Source organism: Pseudoalteromonas sp. JSTW (genome assembly GCF_013423925.1).
Classification (GTDB): Bacteria; Pseudomonadota; Gammaproteobacteria; order Enterobacterales; family Alteromonadaceae; genus Pseudoalteromonas; species Pseudoalteromonas lipolytica.
Genome location: NZ_CP058973.1, coordinates 427,166 through 443,620, shown reverse-complemented (window position 1 = coordinate 443,620; position 16,455 = coordinate 427,166). Strand labels below are relative to the sequence as shown.

Sequence of the window (16,455 nt, the reverse complement as noted above, 5' to 3'; positions counted from 1 at the left end):
AATGAATCAATTTTGTATTGTCATTCCTAATTATAACCACACCCATGCTATCGCAACCGTGATTTTAGAACTCAATGCATTAAAACTACCGATTATTATGGTGGATGATGGGAGTTGCGATGATGCAAAGCAAGTGTTTGCGTCTTTACAGCAACAATATGACGATTTAACGGTACTTACACACGCAGAAAATCAGGGCAAAGGCGGCGCTGTACAAACTGGGTTGTTATATGCGCATGAACACGGCTTTAGTCATGCAATTCAGGTGGATGCTGATGGTCAGCATTCACTAGACGATATTGCTAAACTCATTGAGTTAAGTAATAACGAGCCAAACAATGTAATCAGTGGTTGTCCAATATATGACAGCTCAGTACCAAAACATCGTTACTTGAGTCGATACATCACTCACTTTTGGGTGTGGGTTGAAACATTGAGCTTTGATATTGTCGATTCAATGTGTGGTTTTAGGGTGTACCCACTCACCGCAGTAAAGCAATTAATGGCAAAGCAAGCGCTTGGCAAACGCATGGACTTTGATATTGAAATATTGGTCAGACTTTACTGGCAAGGTGTCAAGGTTACCTTCTTACCCACTCAGGTTATTTACCCCGAAAACGGCGTTTCTCACTTTCGCGCTTTACATGATAATTTGGGGATTTCATGGCTTCACACGCGTTTGTTCTTTGGCATGCTGTTACGTTCGCCCCTACTTATTTGGCGAAAGGTGGTGGGTTAATGGCTGCAAAGCACTGGTCAAAAATGCAAGAGCGCGGCAATCGACTGGGTATGCAAATATTGTTATTTAGCTACCGTATATTGGGTCGAAAAGGGCTCTGGATTATCCTTTTTCCTGTGGTGTTTTATTTATTTTTAACAGGTAAAACCGCGCGCCGCGCATCCTATGCCTTTTTAACGCAAGTACGCAAAGTTAATGGTAATGACAAAGTAGTGACGTGGCGAGACAGCTTTCGACACTTTCGTTGTTTTGCGGACAGCGCCTTTGACAAAATCGATGCGTGGCTTGCGCGTATACCCCAAAGTAACATTTCTTATACCAATGAGGCGTTGTTCATAGAGCTTGACGAACACGCGCAAGGTGCCATTTTTATTGGTTCACACTTGGGTAATTTAGAGGTGTGCCGCGCTTTAAGTCAGCACCGCTCAAGTAAAGTGATTAATGTATTGGTATTTACGCATCATGCCGTGGAATTTAATAAACTTTTAAAAAGTATCAACCCAGATGTCGCAATTAACCTAATTCAAGTGACAGACTTAGGCCCTGATATGGCAATAATGCTTAAAGATAAAGTTGAGCAAGGCGAAATAGTTGTAATTGTGGGCGATAGAACCAGTACGACAACAGCGGGGCGTGTCATCGAGGCCGATTTTTTAGAAAAACCAGCTCCTTTTTCTCAAGGTCCATTTATTCTAGCTGCGTTATTAGATTGCCCTGTTTTTCATTTGTTTTGTTTAAAAGATAAGACGGCCGATGGCAAAGTATTTTATCGTGTTATTTTTGAAAAATACGCTGATAAACTTGTTCTACCGCGTAAAACAAGGCAACAGACATTACACAAGATTGTCAGCGATTATGCTCAAAGGCTAAGCTATTACGCTGCCGCATACCCATATCAATGGTTTAATTTTTATGACTTTTGGCAAAATGACGAGCACGTGTCTCGCGACCAAAACAAGGAGATCTAAGGTGCCAGAGCACTCTACTACAACATTTGGCAAGCAACGTTTATCTATCGAAGATATTGTTCATATTGCGTTAGAGCAAGGAGCTGTCGCGTTAACGTCAGACAATCAATTTGCCAAGAAAATCGACAGTGCTGTAGCATTTTTAGACAAGCTTTTGGAAGATGATGGCGTTATATATGGCGTAACTACGGGCTACGGCGATTCTGTGACCGTTAAAGTGCCGCTTGATTTGGTGAATGAATTACCTCTTCATCTTACTCGTTTTCATGGTTGCGGTATGGGAAGTATGTTTACCCCTGAGCAAGGACGTGCCATTTTAGCCACGCGATTAGCGTCACTTTCACAAGGGTATTCAGGTGTTAGCTGGGACATGCTTAACCTGCTAAAAGACTTTTTAAATCACAATATCGTACCGGTTATTCCACAAGAAGGCTCAGTGGGAGCAAGTGGCGATTTAACGCCATTGTCATACGTTGCTGGTGCGATGGTCGGTGAGCGCGACGTATACTATCAAGGCGAAATTAAAAACAGCTTAGAAGTGATGAAATCATTGGGTTTAACCCCATTGAAACTGCGCCCTAAAGAAGGGTTGGCAGTGATGAATGGCACTGCAGTTATGACTGCGCTGGCGTGTTTAGCCTTCGACAGAGCGGCGTATTTAGCGCAATTAACTAGTCGTATTACGGCGCTTGCCAGCCTTGCTTTGAAAGGGAATAGCCACCACTTTGATGACATACTATTTTCTGTAAAACCTCACCCCGGGCAACAGCAGGTTGCAGCGTGGATCAGAGGGGATTTAAATCATGTTGAACACCCTCGAAATGCTGATCGCTTACAAGACCGTTATTCAATTCGCTGTGCGCCTCATGTGATTGGTGTACTGCAAGATAGCCTGCCATGGTTCAGGCAAATGATTGAAAATGAACTTAATTCGGCAAATGATAATCCCATTATCGATGGTGAGGGAGAGCATGTGCTCCATGGCGGTCATTTCTACGGCGGCCATATAGCAATGGTAATGGATACGATGAAAACGGCGGTTGCTAATTTAGCTGATTTAGCCGATCGTCAAATTGCGTCGTTAGTTGATACGCGTTACAACAACGGTTTGCCATCGAACTTATCGGGCAGTAACGACGAACGTCGTTATATTAACCACGGCTTTAAAGCTGTGCAAATTGGTGCCAGTGCTTATACGGCTGAAGCATTAAAGCTGACTATGCCAGCGAGTGTGTTTTCACGTTCAACCGAGTGTCATAACCAAGATAAAGTGAGTATGGGTACGATTGCAGCGCGCGATTGTTTGCGTATTTTACAGCTTACAGAACAAGTGATTGCAAGCACGCTGTTAGCAAGTATTCAGGGTTTACGTTTGCGTATTGCACAAGGCGAGCTTGAATTTACTAGTTTAACGGCCGATGTGCAGGCCATGTATCAAGATATTAGTGAGTTTTTCCCACTGCTTGATGAAGATCGTCCTTTAGAAGCCGTATTACGTTTTACTGTTGATGCGATTCAAACCAAACGATGGAGTTTATATGCATAGTCGTGGCGCATTATTAAGCACCCATGTAGAGATTGAAATTCCTTTTCATGATTGCGATCCAATGAATGTGGTATGGCATGGTAATTACCCGCGTTACTTGGAAGTAGCGCGGTGTGAATTACTGCGTTTATTTGATTATGACTATTTGCAAATGCAGGCGTCGGGTTATGCATGGCCAATCATTGATATGCACATTAAGTATGTGGGCTCAGCATTGTTTACTCAAAAAATTAGGGTTGATGCGTATTTAAAAGAGTACGAAACTCGCTTACGTATTGATTATGTTATTAGCGATGTCGCAACGGGGAAAAAGCTCACCAAAGCAACGACGATTCAGGTGGCGGTTGATATTGAGTCTAAAGACATGCAATTTGTGTCTCCCCCCGTGTTGCATGACAAGCTGCAAAAGGTGATGTAATGCGAAATAGCCTATTAATGTTACTGTGTTTTATGATGGCTTGGCCACTTATGGCAAACCAAGTTGGTCTGAAGCAAGGCACTTTTAGCCAAGAAAAACATTTCAAAGGTTTCACTAAGCCGTTTATATCTGAAGGGTTATTCAAACTTACTGAGCAAGGACTTATTTGGCAAGTAGAGTCACCCATAAAAAGTAAACTAGTCATAAAACAAGGCCAAGTTTATACCTATAATGAGCGTGGTGAAGCGCAATTACAAAAAGGTGCCGAGCCATATGTAGCCCTTTTACAAGCGATTATAAAGCACGATAAAGCGGCGCTGGCTTTACAGTTTGATACCCGTGAACACGCTGACAATGATTGCCAATTATTACTTCCTAACGATGAAACGCTCCAGCAGATTTTTAGCCAGTTTACAGTGTGCGCTGATGAAAAAAACGTTAACAGCGTGCGTTTACAAGAGATAAATGGCAATGTTACGTTACTGCGCTTTTCATACCCACAAGATGGAAGCCCACAGTGAAAGTTTGGGGGGTAACACTGGGTTGGTTAACAGTAATGGCGAGCTTATTGGTTGCTGTTTTTGTCATAAAACAGCCCGCCTTAAATAATGATATTTTGGCATTACTTCCCCAGTCAGAACCTAGACTCCAACAGCTCGAAACGCACTTTTTTGCCAGTAACAAACAGCAATTAAGCTTTTCATTTTCGGGTGAAAATAAAGAGCAAGCTTACGATGAAATGGTTGCATGGTTAGCTAAAAAAAATATCACACCGCGCTTTAGCGTCCCCAAGGTCGAACAGCTTGCCACGTTCTATAGTCAATATGCGGGCAACTTGTTGACTCCAAGCTATCAACACGCATTAACTGATGCGAGTCGTTTTCAGCACTACTATTTTAGTCAATTGAGTAAAGTGGCCGATCCTTTTGTATCGAGTACGATTAATCTGGATCCGAGTTTAAGTACCGCAGAATTTTTAACCTCGGTAATCACACAATTACAGCAATTTGAAATGTCAGATGGCCGCATTAGTATTCGCCATTTAGATAATGACTATTTGATGTTGTTTGTACACGCAGCCGATAATGCATTTTCGATAGACCAAGCAGTGGCATTAAATGATGATGTGCTCGCTCAACTTGCCCAACTACATACGAATTACCCACACACCAGTATACATTATTCAGGTGCTTTATTTCATACCGCAGAAAATGCACAACAAGCAAAATTTGAAATGACCTTGTTCGGGACTTTGAGCTTAATCGCGCTGATTATTATGGTGGTTTGGGTTTTCAGGTCGTTTAACGCATTATGGCTTGCTTCTGTGACGGTTATCAGCGCAGCGCTTGGTGGCAGCATAGCCTTGGCTATCTTTTTTGCTGAGATTCATGTGTTAACGCTTGTTTTTGCGGTGACCTTAATTGGTATTGCAATTGATTACGCATTTCATAGCATGCTGGACTTAACAACGCATAAAAATGGCTTTAGTCGGGGCCTTAAACTTGCTCTTTTGTTGTCTTTAGTGACGACAACATTAGGCTATGCGAGTTTATTTTTCTCGCCTGTGCAGTTATTAACTCAGGTTGGGGTTTTTGTTGTAGCAGGACTGATAACCGCGTGGCTCACTACACGGCTTTTACTCCCTAGTTGGCAAGCAAGACTCACAATCAGTGTTGAGGCAGGAAAATTTGCGGAAAAATTAAGTGGCCTGCTTAAGTCTATTCATCGGCAAAAAGTCGCGATCATCTTGCTACTGCTCGTTAGCCTCAGTGTGTTTTCGCTGTTAAAACCTCCCGTATTAAATGATGATGTGAAGCTGCTCAATGCAAGTCCTCAAGTGCTTATGAACAACGAAGCCTTGCACATGTCTTTATTAGGTAAAGATAATGGGCAAATAATGATCATGTTTGCCGAAAATGCTGAGCAGCTTTTACTTAAACAAGAAGCACTAAAAGTTAAAATTAAGCAGCAAGGTGGTCAGGCATTGATGCTCAGTGACCTTGTTCCGAGTGCAGGTACGCAACAAAAAAATAACAATGAGATGCGTGTGCATCACGCATCACTCGATGTTGTCACACAATTGACAGGCAGTCCTTTAGTGTTGTCAGATTCAATCCTTACTCTGGACGCTGCACTAGACTCACCGTTAGGTCCTCTTATTGCTAATCAAGTGATTTTAAACAACGAATTTGCTGCAAGCTGGTTTATGGTTACGGGTATCGATAAAACGCAATTAGCTGAGTGGGCTCGCGTTGAAAGCGAGCTGCTAGTGTACGATAAAGTGGCCATGATAACTGCGGGGCTAGAGGATTACTCACACTCGTTATTGGTAACCATTGCAATCGCTATCACGTTTGCCATGTTATTGTTTACCTTTAAGTTTGGTTTTAAAGTCGCTTACCAGCAAGGGTTAATATTGGGGTTAACATTAGCAGCCGTTTTACTGCTTTGTAGTGCAATTCAAACACAATTATCAATATTTAACTTATTGGGATGCTTGCTTATTTTAGCGCTCGCAATCGACTATTTAGTGTTTTATCAAATCAATAAGTTAACCCCGAGCAATGTATTAGCGATTAGCTTATCTGCCGCCTCTTCTATGTGGGTATTTGGTATGCTAGCGGTATCAAAAACGCCCGCTATTTTTAGTTTTGGTTTAACCGTGTTAGTGGGGCTGATTTGCATTTATTTGTTAGCGCCGCTCTGTGTCGCATTACCTAATAATAAGGAAAAATAATAGGTGAATAATCAGATTCAACAGGCAGATGTCGTCATTATTGGCGCAGGGCCTTCGGGTGCCGTTGCAGCCAGTTTACTGGTGAATAAAGGCTGGCGTGTCGTGGTGCTAGAACAACAAGTATTCCCTCGATTTTCAATTGGTGAAAGCTTACTGCCACAGTGTATGCACTTTCTTGCAGAAGCAAACTTAGCTGAGAGTGTCAAAGAGCAAGCTGACACGTTGGGCTTCCAATTTAAAAATGGTGCTGCATTTCAACGTCGAGGCGAGCATACGGCGATTGACTTTACCGAAAAATTTACTCAAGGCCCTGGTACGACATTTCAAGTAAAACGGGCTGATTTTGATAAGTGTTTAGCAGATGGCGCAATGGAACAAGGGGCTGAAATTCGTTATCAGCACAGCGTCATAGAGTACACAGACCATGGCGATGGTGCTTTACTCACCGTTGATGATGAAAAAAATCAACGCTACCAAATAAAAGGGCGGTTTGTATTAGACGCCAGTGGTTTTGGCCGCGTATTACCACGTTTACTTGATTTAGAAACGCCATCAAATTTTCCTGTACGCTGGGCGTATTTCAGTCATTTTGAAGACAATATTACTGATGATAAATTTGATCGCGAAAAAATCCTGATCAATGTGCATCCAAAACATAACGATATTTGGTATTGGCTTATTCCATTCAGTGATGGGACTGCCAGTATCGGTGTGGTTGGAAAACCTAGCCAATTTGAAGACACAGCACCTTTAGCTTGTTTAAATGAGTTTATTGAGCAAGATACGTATTTAAGTGAATTACTTGCACGTAGAGTTGCAATTGGCGAAGCACGTACAATTAAAGGATACTCAGCCAATGTAGCTTCGCTTTATGGGGAACACTTTGCGTTATTGGGCAATGCGGGTGAGTTTTTAGATCCGGTATTTTCATCGGGAGTCACAATTGCGTTAAAATCGGCATCATTAGTTGCACCATTAGTCGATGACTACTTACAGGGCAAACAGGTTGATTTTCAAGCACAGTACAGTGAGCCATTGCAGCAGGGTGTAAACTGTTTTCGAACTTATGTGGCTGCTTGGTATGATACTTCGTTTCAAGATGTGATTTTTTACAGTGAACAAAACCAGCAAGTACGAGAAATGATCAGTGCTATTTTGGCAGGGTACGCGTGGGACCTTGATAATCCATTTGTAAAACAAAGCGAGCGACGCTTGAATACCTTGGTTGAGCTATGTCGAGATTAAAAACGTTAGTCATTGCAGCAATGGTCCTGTTATTAGCGAGCTGTGCAAGTGAGTTTGCAGTTAAAGCAGGGGTGGATCTTGCTCCCAATGCGGGGATTTATTTAATGGATCCGCCTGCTTCATTTGTTGCAGATAATTGGCAGCAGGTGTTAGAAGTCAGTCACAACGATGAAAGCCACACGTTACTAGCACAGCTCGATATTAACAGTCTTAGTGGAATTAACCTCGTGGTGATGACCGCACAAGGAGTGCCTGTTTTTCAATTGGAAAAAGCGATTTCAGGACCCGTTAAAAGTAAAAAAATGCTGCCAATTGAGCGTCTTGACCCGCGCTATATTTTGGCCGATATAATGCTTGTGCATTGGCCTGTGGAAGTACTCAGTTCGCAGCTTTATGGTTTAAAAATAGTTGCAAAAGACTCAAAGCGTTTGCTTTATAAAGGTGATGAGTTGATTAGTGAGATCCGTTTTTTAGAAGAAAAAACAGAGCTCGTAAATTATCAGCGAAACTACAAAATAATATTTCAAAGGGTTAATTGATTATGCCATTTTGGCTCAATGATTTAGGAATTGTGAGTGCATTAGGTGTTGGGCAAAAGCACACCATGGCGCGCATCAGTCAAGCGCCAACTCAAACACTTACAAACGTGTCTTCACTTGTTTTTGAACAGCGCCCAACATTTGTGGGGTTAGTGGATGTGTTACCGTTAACAGAATCAATGCGATTCTATAAGCTTATTGACTTAGCCTTGGCACAACTGACCGACACGCTAGCAAAAGTAACATGTTCACGCGATCGGATTGCGGTGGTTATGGGCACAAGCACGGCTGCTATTCAAGAGGGGGAGAGGGCACGTAAAGTACACGCTAAAGAAGGAAAATGGCCGGCTCAGTTTAATTATTACGACCAAGCTCTCATCGCACCCGCGGCTTACATTGCAAAGACACTTGATGCAACGGGTCCCTGTTACAGCATTTCGACAGCATGCAGCTCAAGTGCCAAGGCAATGATCAGTGCACGTGCCTTGCTCAGTGCAGACTTAGCCGATGTGGTTATTTGTGGTGGAGTTGATAGCTTGTGCCAGCTGACAGTGAACGGTTTTGATTCACTCTCTTCAATTAGCGATGAAATTTGTAAGCCATTTAGTAAGGATAGAAAAGGCATTAATATCGGTGAAGCAGCAGCCGTGTTTGTGATGAGTAAAGAGCAACTCAATGATCACGCAGTGGCATTTTTAGGAGGGGGGGAAAGCTCCGATGCTCACCATATTTCAGCGCCAATTAGTGATGGTTCGGGTGCAATAAGTGCAATGCAAAAAGCACTTAATGATGCCAATCTACTCGCAACAGATATTGACTATATCAATGCTCATGGAACTGCAACAGTGCAAAATGATGCCATGGAGTCACTTGCAATCAGTAAGGTGTTTGGCAACAATACGCCCGTTAGCTCATCAAAACATTTAACGGGTCACACTTTAGGTGCTGCAGGTGCACTAGAAGCAGGCCTATGTTGGTTATATTTAGCTTACCCTGAGTTTACGCGCTTGGTGTTTAATAACGCAGAAGTAGATGAATCCCTGAGTGACATTAACCTAATAACTCAGCCCAGAGACGCATCTGTTAGCTATTGTTTATCGAATTCTTTTGCCTTCGGGGGCAATAATGTCAGTGTAATATTAGGACATCTGCATGAATAACTATAAAATTGAGCACGTCGTCCCTCATAGTGCCCCAATGATTTTGCTCAATCGTCTTAACGGTTACACCGATGAATCTGGCTGCTGTGAAGTAGATATCAGCCCTGACAGCCCTTTTTACGATGAGAGTTTGCGCGGCGTTGCCAGCTATATTGGCTGTGAGTATATGGCACAAGCCATTGCTGCGTATGCGGGGGCGTTGGCAAAAGACAGAGGCGATGCCGTCCAAATTGGCTTTTTAATCGGGACGCGTAAGTATAAAACGTATGAGTCTGTATTTAATAACGGCAGTACGTTAAAAGTATCCGTTGCAAGGTTATATCAAGAAGAATCCGGGTTGAGTGTGTTTGAGTGTCAAATTCATGATGCTGAAACATTATTAGCAGAAGCAAAAATAAATGTGTTTCAGCCTCAGGACCCCATGCAGTTTATAAGAGAAAATCAATGACAAAACGAATTTTAGTCACAGGTTCGAGCCGTGGAATAGGTAAAGCAATCGCATTACGATTAGCAAAAGATGGCTTTGATATTGCGGTTCATTGTCGAAGTGGTGTGACTGAGGCTGAGCAAACTTGTAAAGAAATCAGGGAGCATGGTTGTCATGCAAGCTTGTTACAGTTTGATGTGTGTGATCGGGCGCTGGCAAAACAACAAATTGAAGCAGATATTGCAGCACATGGGGCATATTACGGCGTGATCTGTAATGCGGGTATTACTAACGATATGGCCTTTCCTGCGATGCAAGGTGATGATTGGGATAAAGTTATTCGCACTGGTCTTGATGGATTCTACAATGTGGTTCATCCCACGGTAATGCCAATGGTTCAAACCCGTAAAGGGGGCCGCATTGTTACTATGGCATCAGTGTCTGGTATTGCGGGTAACCGTGGTCAAGTAAACTACAGTGCCGCAAAAGCGGGGATCATTGGTGCAACCAAAGCATTGTCGCTAGAACTTGCAAAACGCAAAATTACGGTGAACTGTGTTGCCCCTGGACTTATTGAAACAGCAATGACCGATGATTTACCCGTCGATGACATGCTAAAAATGATCCCATTAAAACGTATGGGCTCAGTAAACGAAGTTGCAGGAACCGTTTCATTCCTATGCTCTGAAGATGCGGCTTACATTACGCGTCAGGTTATCTCGGTTAATGGCGGAATGGTGTAATGAAACGTGTTGTTGTTACAGGTATGTCGGCTATTACTGCGCTGGGCGATACTTGGGGGGAATTTAAAGCCGCTTTGCAAAAAGGTGAAAACGCCGTTCAGTACATGACCGACTGGGATAGCGCACCAGAGCTTAACACTCGCTTAGCTGCGCCGGTTACTCATTTTACAAAACCCAGCCATTACAAGCGTAAACAAGTGCGTTCAATGGGGCGAGTTGCCTTAATGTCGACCTGTGCGACCGAGCATGCTTTACAAGATGCGGGACTGTTAGAACACCCAAGTTTAACCGATGGCTCTACAGGGATTGCGTTTGGCTCATCAACTGGCTCAACGCCGCCGTTGCTTGCCTTTGCCAAAATGATGGAAACGGGCGAAATGACCGGGGTGACAGCAACCAGCTATATTCAAATGATGGCACATACGGCCCCCGTCAATGTGGGCGTGTTTTTCAAAATAAAGGGCAGAGTAATCACGACAAGCTCCGCATGTACCTCAGGCTCACAGGGAATCGGTTACGCGTATGAGGCCATTAAGTTTGGGCGTCAAAAAGTGATGGTTGCGGGTGGTGCTGAAGAGTTATGCATTACCGAAGCGGCGGTTTTCGATACGTTATATGCAACCAGCACAAAAAATGATGCAGCAAAACAGACGCCACGTCCGTTTGATCAACATCGAGATGGTCTTGTTATTGGTGAAGGGGCTGGTACGTTAATTTTAGAAGAGTATGAACATGCCGTCGCTCGTGGAGCGACAATTTTTGCAGAGCTGGTAGGTTTTGGCTGTAATTCAGATGGTCAACATGTGACCCAACCTACAGCCGAAACTATGCAAGTTGCTATTGAATTAGCACTGGCAGATGCCCAGTTAAGTGCCGATGATATTGGCTATGTTAACGCTCATGGCACCTCGACTGATAGAGGTGACATTGCTGAATCTCATGCGACCTTTAATGCTTTAGGTAAAAAGCCAATTAGTTCATTAAAAAGTTACTTAGGGCATACACTCGGTGCCTGCGGTGCAATTGAAGCATGGGCAAGTATTAATATGATGAATGATAGCTGGTTTGCACCGACTATTAATTTGACCCACGTTGATGCTGAATGTGCTGACCTTGATTACATAACTGGACAAGGCCGCGAAATGCGTACGGACTATATTATGTCTAACAATTTTGCATTTGGTGGTATTAATACATCGTTAATTTTTAAGAAGTGGCAAGCATGATCTGGCGCTGCGTTGTTGTTATTTTAGTTCTGGTTAGCGTAAAGGCGTACAGCGCAGCAAAAATGGAGTTGGGGGCTGGGGTATTTTATGCCGATATACCCCATTACTTAGGGTCAGATGAGAGCGAAAAATATTTACTTCCAGTGCCTTATTTCCGCTATCAAAGTGAGAAAATGGCCATTGACCGTAATAACTTCACCGGTTACCTGTGGCAACATGAAAACCTGCATTTAGATTTATCGGCGGGTGTTGGTTTAGCCGTTGATAGTAAAGATAACAAAGCACGCGAGGGCATGGACGACCTTGATTGGGTGTTTGAATTAGGGCCATCCTTAAATTATTACGTTATCGGTGAACCAAATAGCAAAGAGCACATGTATTTTAGTCTCTTTGTACGTAAAGCCATTGCGACTGATTTTGGTGATGTAGATGATATAGGTTGGCGTTATGGTCCCAATATTTATTACACCATACCGCTTTTAGAGCAAGCACACTCACAGTTTTCAGTCGCATTTCGTGGTAATGTAAATTTTGCGACAGAGCGTTATTTGAACTATTACTACGCGGTTAACGAAATAGAAAGTAATGCAACACGGCAAATATACGCAAGCCGTTCAGGTTTTTCAGGTGCTGATGTGTCAATTGGGCTCCATTTCGATACACCTAACTACTGGCTAGGTGGCTTTGTTAAATATCACCATCTTGCTAATAGTCAGCAACATGCAAGCCCGCTCGTTAAGCAAGACTATAATGTGTCTATTGGCTTTGGTGTTGCGTGGAAATTCTACCGTAAGCATTTTTAATGAGTGCGGCACATATTAAACGACGATCACCCTTACTTGTTTTATTAAAAGGCACTTTAGTGAAGTAATAACTAACTAAAGTCATTTTTTTTCTGTATAATTTGCGACCCTTGATATGATGGCCGCAGGTTATACAGCATGAACTTTAAATCGTTTAGTTTTTCTTCTGAGCTCTTACAGGCATTAGAAGAACTTAATTTCCATACGCTTACTCCCGTTCAACGCAGTGCAATTCCTGCGGTACGAAAAGGGAAAGATGTACTTGCTAGCGCACAAACAGGCACCGGTAAAACCGCTGCGTTTGCGCTGCCACTTATTCAAAAATTATCTGAATCAACCTTAAGTGATAACAATGCGCCGAGCGCACTTGTGCTTGCTCCGACGCGTGAACTTGCTGAGCAAATCGCCAATAACGTTAAAGCGTTTGCTAAATACACGGCACTAAAAACAGTGTGTTTATTTGGCGGTGTTAATTTAGCCGGACAAGCAAACGATCTTAAAGCGGGTGTTGATATCGTTGTGGCGACACCTGGTCGTTTATTAGATCATCTTCGTTTGGGTAATATCAGCTTAGCAAATGTAAAGCACTTGGTTCTTGATGAAGCAGACCGTATGCTCGATATGGGTTTTATAACTGATATGCAAACGGTTATAAACGGCTGTGATGAAACACGTCAAATTTTACTCTTTTCAGCAACGTACCCCGCGGCGATAAAACAGTTTGCAAGCAAAGTTCTTAAGCAACCTGAAATTATTCGTGTCGATCAAACAAACAGTACAGCAGAAACCGTACAGCACGTTGTTTATCCTGTTGAAGAGCGCCGTAAACAAGAGCTTCTTTCAGAACTGATCGGTAAGAAAAATTGGCAGCAAGTGTTAGTGTTCGTCAACATGAAAGAAACGGCCGATGAGCTCGTTAAAGAATTGAACCTTGATGGTATTCCTGCGGCTGTGTGCCATGGTGATAAAACCCAAGGTAACCGACGTCGTGCACTACGTGAATTTAAAGAAGGTAAAGTACGTGTGCTTGTTGCAACTGAAGTCGCAGCTCGTGGTATTGATATTGAAGGCCTTCCACGAGTGATCAATATTGATTTACCTTGGCTTGCTGAAGACTATGTACACCGTATTGGTCGTACAGGACGTGCTGGTAAACCGGGACAGGCAATCTCATTTGTAAGTCGCGAAGAAGAGAATACGTTATTCGATATTGAAAAGTTAATTGGTCAACGTATTAACCGTATAGTGCTGCCGGGTTATGAAGTAAGTAATCGTGAAGTCCTGATCGACAAAATTGGTAAAAAGCCATCTCATTTACGTCGTAGCCGAAGCAATAAGCCATCAGGGCAGGCAACCGGCGAAGCCAGAGCCAAGAACCGCTCGCGTATTGCTAAAGTGAGAAAATCACTTAAAGGCAATAAACTTAGCTTAAAAAAATAGCGTTTATTGGTCGTAATTAGCCCCATCGCCTTTCGGCCATGGGGCTTTTTTGAACCTAAAACTAGTCCAAAAGGAGTGTTTTTGTTAATTTTTATGGTTAAAAGAGTGGTTTGTTATTAACAAGTGTACCTTGTTGAATTACAATTGCTTTTTTAATCAATGAAGTCGTGTAATTTGTGCGCACGTGTCTAAATGGATGTTTATGCTGTACTTAAAAAAAATAATAACCCGTGTTGTAAAATCCTGCCTAATTTTCAGTTGCGTCAGTATTTCTTCGCTAGCAACGGCTAGCGACAAAGTGGAGTTTGCTTTAGCGCATATTAAAGAATCAATCAGTGTTGATGGCGTTATGGATGAAGCTCATTGGCAACAAGCAACAAAAGTACCGCTAAAATATCAGAATGAGCCTAATGAAAAGGGCACGCCACCGGTACACACCGATGCCTACCTGTATGAAGATGGCCAATACTTGTACGTTGGCTTTATTGCTAAAGACCCTGACCCATCACAAATTCGTGCAGCACTTCGTGACAGAGATACACTGTGGCAAGACGATAATGTTGCCCTGATGATCGATACCTTTAACGACGAACGAACGGGTTATGAGTTTTACGTAAACCCACTAGGTGCGCAAGGCGATATGCGCATGACCGATATCGACGATTGGGTGGAAGACCCATCATGGGATGCAATCTGGGATAGTGCAGGTCAAATTACCGATGAGGATTATGTGGTTGAGATGCGCATTCCCTTTACGGCACTGCGTTTTCCAAAAGGTAAAGAACAACTGACTTGGAGCTTGGCTGTTTGGCGTAATTATCCGCGTGATGTGTTTTATCAAATGTCTAACGTAGGCTTTGACCGTGATGTAAAGTGCAGTTTTTGTCAGTTTGATAAACTAACAGGGTTTGCTGACATGACACAAAGTATGAATATTCAGCTTACCCCGACTTTAACTGCGCTTCGTAATGATACAAAAAATACGCTGCCAGGTGATTGGCAAAATGGAGATGTTGATACAGAAGCGGGCCTTGATTTACGCTGGGGCGTCACACAAGATGCAGTGATTAATGCAACGATTAACCCTGACTTTTCGCAAGTTGAAGCGGACTCTCTTGAACTTGATGTTAACACCACTTACTCGATTTATTATGCTGAAAAACGCCCATTCTTTTTAGATGGAGCATCCTATTTTAAAACCAGTCAGTTCGAGTTGTTATATACACGCACAATAGCTGAGCCTGACGTAGGCGTTAAGTTAACAGGCAAGACCGGTAACCATAGCTATGGGTTTATATATGCAGATGATGACAACACCAGTGTGTTATTACCAACCAACCAAGGCTCATATTTTGCAAATCTAGGCGATAAAACTCATGCCGCTGTGGGGCGCTATCAATTTGATATTGGTCAAAAAGGCACTATTGGGGTTATGAGTACACACCGGGAAAATGATGATTATCATAACTCGGTATTATCACTCGATGGCAGTTATTGGTTTAACCAAACAGACAGCTTGCAATACCAAGTTGCAACAACCGATACAAAAAACTCTGATTTTTTAGTTGATGTTTATGGCTTAGAAGAAACGCAATCAGATCAGGCCTATAAAGTAGAGTTTAGTCGTACCAAACGTGATTATGAACTGTATGCAAGCTATGAAAACATTGGTGAGGAGTATCGCTCTGACTTAGGTTATCAAGCAAAAGTTGACTATAAACAAGCTCAACTCGGAGGCGGTCAAACCTGGTATCGTGATGCCGATGATATTATCACTGAGTACAGCTATAATGCTGAGTGGGATAAAACTTGGGCACAAAATGGTGACCTACTCGAAGAAGAATACGATGGCTTCTTTACCTTTAAAGGTAAAATGCAGTCACAGACTGAAATCGGCTTTATTCACCGCAATGAATTTTACGCAGGGCAGTTCTTTAATCAAAACATCGCTTATATTTATGGCGGTTTTAGGCCCATCCGCGATATCCGCTTTTTACTGTATGCTCTGTATGGCAGCAAAATAGACTACAGCAATGCGCAACTTGGCACGATGGTGCGTGTCGAGCCTGAAATGACTTGGGATATTAATGACCACTGGCAAGTTCAGTTAGAGCACAGTTATAGCTACCTTGATAACGAGCAAAATGAACGCGTTTATACTGCAAACCTCACTGATTTACGTGTGTATTATAAATTTAATATGCGCTCAATGCTCAAGCTGGTATTGCAATTTAAAGACATAGATCGTGATAGAGATGCCTATTTTTCTAACGTGAGTGAAATTAACCGTGATTTCGCCAGCCAATTAGTGTATTCATACAAAATAAATTCACAAACCCTGTTCTATTTAGGTTATTCGGATAAAGGCTATCAGGATGACTCTTTAAAAGAGCTAGAACGTGATCAACGAACATTTTTCACAAAACTAAGCTATGCATGGCAGCTTTAGTTATAATTATAAGTA

At 42.6% G+C, this 16,455-nt stretch carries 15 protein-coding genes; all 15 read left to right on the top strand.

Annotated elements, in window-relative coordinates:
- Nucleotide 1 precedes the first annotated feature (1 nt).
- Nucleotides 2-739, top strand: a complete 738-nt coding sequence (locus tag GZH31_RS18280; protein ID WP_180311668.1) for a glycosyltransferase family 2 protein — start codon at nucleotides 2-4, stop codon at nucleotides 737-739.
- Nucleotides 739-1,707 carry an acyltransferase gene (locus GZH31_RS18275; RefSeq protein WP_180311667.1) on the top strand — a complete coding sequence of 323 codons (969 nt, stop codon included), beginning with the start codon at nucleotides 739-741 and terminating at the stop codon, nucleotides 1,705-1,707. Before GZH31_RS18280 ends, GZH31_RS18275 begins: the two co-directional genes overlap by 1 nt.
- Before the next feature lies 1 nt (nucleotide 1,708).
- Complete coding sequence (hutH, locus tag GZH31_RS18270; protein ID WP_036972108.1) at nucleotides 1,709-3,253, top strand: histidine ammonia-lyase; 1,545 nt, start codon at nucleotides 1,709-1,711, stop codon at nucleotides 3,251-3,253.
- Entirely contained in the window at nucleotides 3,246-3,671 is a 426-nt protein-coding gene (locus GZH31_RS18265) for a thioesterase family protein (RefSeq protein WP_036972107.1), read from the top strand. The genes hutH and GZH31_RS18265 overlap by 8 nt, the downstream gene beginning before the upstream one ends.
- Complete coding sequence (locus GZH31_RS18260; RefSeq protein WP_074988763.1) at nucleotides 3,671-4,192, top strand: outer membrane lipoprotein carrier protein LolA; 522 nt, start codon at nucleotides 3,671-3,673, stop codon at nucleotides 4,190-4,192. The genes GZH31_RS18265 and GZH31_RS18260 overlap by 1 nt, the downstream gene beginning before the upstream one ends.
- Entirely contained in the window at nucleotides 4,189-6,408 is a 2,220-nt protein-coding gene (locus tag GZH31_RS18255; RefSeq protein ID WP_180311666.1) for a transporter, read from the top strand. The genes GZH31_RS18260 and GZH31_RS18255 overlap by 4 nt, the downstream gene beginning before the upstream one ends.
- Nucleotides 6,409-6,411: 3 nt before the next feature.
- Nucleotides 6,412-7,653 carry an NAD(P)/FAD-dependent oxidoreductase gene (locus tag GZH31_RS18250; protein WP_036972105.1) on the top strand — a complete coding sequence of 414 codons (1,242 nt, stop codon included), beginning with the start codon at nucleotides 6,412-6,414 and terminating at the stop codon, nucleotides 7,651-7,653.
- On the top strand, nucleotides 7,641-8,192 hold the full coding sequence (locus tag GZH31_RS18245; RefSeq protein ID WP_036972104.1) for a DUF3261 domain-containing protein: 552 nt from the start codon (nucleotides 7,641-7,643) through the stop codon (nucleotides 8,190-8,192). The genes GZH31_RS18250 and GZH31_RS18245 overlap by 13 nt, the downstream gene beginning before the upstream one ends.
- 2 nt (nucleotides 8,193-8,194) lie before the next feature.
- Nucleotides 8,195-9,352: a beta-ketoacyl-ACP synthase gene (locus tag GZH31_RS18240; RefSeq protein ID WP_065979016.1), complete on the top strand. Its 1,158-nt coding sequence runs from the start codon at nucleotides 8,195-8,197 to the stop codon at nucleotides 9,350-9,352.
- Nucleotides 9,345-9,800 (top strand): 3-hydroxylacyl-ACP dehydratase, encoded by a 456-nt coding sequence (locus tag GZH31_RS18235; RefSeq protein WP_065979017.1) that lies wholly within the window; start codon nucleotides 9,345-9,347, stop codon nucleotides 9,798-9,800. Before GZH31_RS18240 ends, GZH31_RS18235 begins: the two co-directional genes overlap by 8 nt.
- Nucleotides 9,797-10,522 carry a 3-oxoacyl-ACP reductase FabG gene (gene fabG, locus GZH31_RS18230; protein WP_065979018.1) on the top strand — a complete coding sequence of 242 codons (726 nt, stop codon included), beginning with the start codon at nucleotides 9,797-9,799 and terminating at the stop codon, nucleotides 10,520-10,522. Before GZH31_RS18235 ends, fabG begins: the two co-directional genes overlap by 4 nt.
- Nucleotides 10,522-11,748, top strand: coding sequence for a beta-ketoacyl-ACP synthase (locus tag GZH31_RS18225; protein WP_118844844.1), 1,227 nt, complete (start codon nucleotides 10,522-10,524; stop codon nucleotides 11,746-11,748). The genes fabG and GZH31_RS18225 overlap by 1 nt, the downstream gene beginning before the upstream one ends.
- Nucleotides 11,745-12,551 (top strand): MipA/OmpV family protein, encoded by an 807-nt coding sequence (locus GZH31_RS18220; protein WP_257473727.1) that lies wholly within the window; start codon nucleotides 11,745-11,747, stop codon nucleotides 12,549-12,551. The genes GZH31_RS18225 and GZH31_RS18220 overlap by 4 nt, the downstream gene beginning before the upstream one ends.
- A gap of 138 nt (nucleotides 12,552-12,689) precedes the next feature.
- Nucleotides 12,690-13,991 (top strand): DEAD/DEAH box helicase, encoded by a 1,302-nt coding sequence (locus tag GZH31_RS18215; RefSeq protein WP_036972099.1) that lies wholly within the window; start codon nucleotides 12,690-12,692, stop codon nucleotides 13,989-13,991.
- 202 nt (nucleotides 13,992-14,193) lie between these two features.
- The gene (locus GZH31_RS18210) at nucleotides 14,194-16,440 is read left to right on the top strand and encodes a DUF5916 domain-containing protein (protein ID WP_374027202.1); all 2,247 of its coding nucleotides are present in this window, start codon (nucleotides 14,194-14,196) and stop codon (nucleotides 16,438-16,440) included.
- The last annotated feature ends 15 nt before the right edge of the window (nucleotides 16,441-16,455 follow it).

Bases quoted from the DNA above. Each gene is read 5' to 3' on its own strand.
- GZH31_RS18280 (WP_180311668.1), top strand. From the start codon at position 2: ATGAATCAATTTTGTATTGTCATTCCTAATTATAACCACACCCATGCT.
- GZH31_RS18275 (WP_180311667.1), top strand. From the start codon at position 739: ATGGCTGCAAAGCACTGGTCAAAAATGCAAGAGCGCGGCAATCGACTG.
- GZH31_RS18265 (WP_036972107.1), top strand. From the start codon at position 3,246: ATGCATAGTCGTGGCGCATTATTAAGCACCCATGTAGAGATTGAAATT.
- GZH31_RS18260 (WP_074988763.1), top strand. From the start codon at position 3,671: ATGCGAAATAGCCTATTAATGTTACTGTGTTTTATGATGGCTTGGCCA.
- GZH31_RS18245 (WP_036972104.1), top strand. From the start codon at position 7,641: ATGTCGAGATTAAAAACGTTAGTCATTGCAGCAATGGTCCTGTTATTA.
- GZH31_RS18240 (WP_065979016.1), top strand. From the start codon at position 8,195: ATGCCATTTTGGCTCAATGATTTAGGAATTGTGAGTGCATTAGGTGTT.
- GZH31_RS18235 (WP_065979017.1), top strand. From the start codon at position 9,345: ATGAATAACTATAAAATTGAGCACGTCGTCCCTCATAGTGCCCCAATG.
- fabG (WP_065979018.1), top strand. From the start codon at position 9,797: ATGACAAAACGAATTTTAGTCACAGGTTCGAGCCGTGGAATAGGTAAA.
- GZH31_RS18225 (WP_118844844.1), top strand. From the start codon at position 10,522: ATGAAACGTGTTGTTGTTACAGGTATGTCGGCTATTACTGCGCTGGGC.
- GZH31_RS18220 (WP_257473727.1), top strand. From the start codon at position 11,745: ATGATCTGGCGCTGCGTTGTTGTTATTTTAGTTCTGGTTAGCGTAAAG.
- GZH31_RS18215 (WP_036972099.1), top strand. From the start codon at position 12,690: ATGAACTTTAAATCGTTTAGTTTTTCTTCTGAGCTCTTACAGGCATTA.
- GZH31_RS18210 (WP_374027202.1), top strand. From the start codon at position 14,194: ATGCTGTACTTAAAAAAAATAATAACCCGTGTTGTAAAATCCTGCCTA.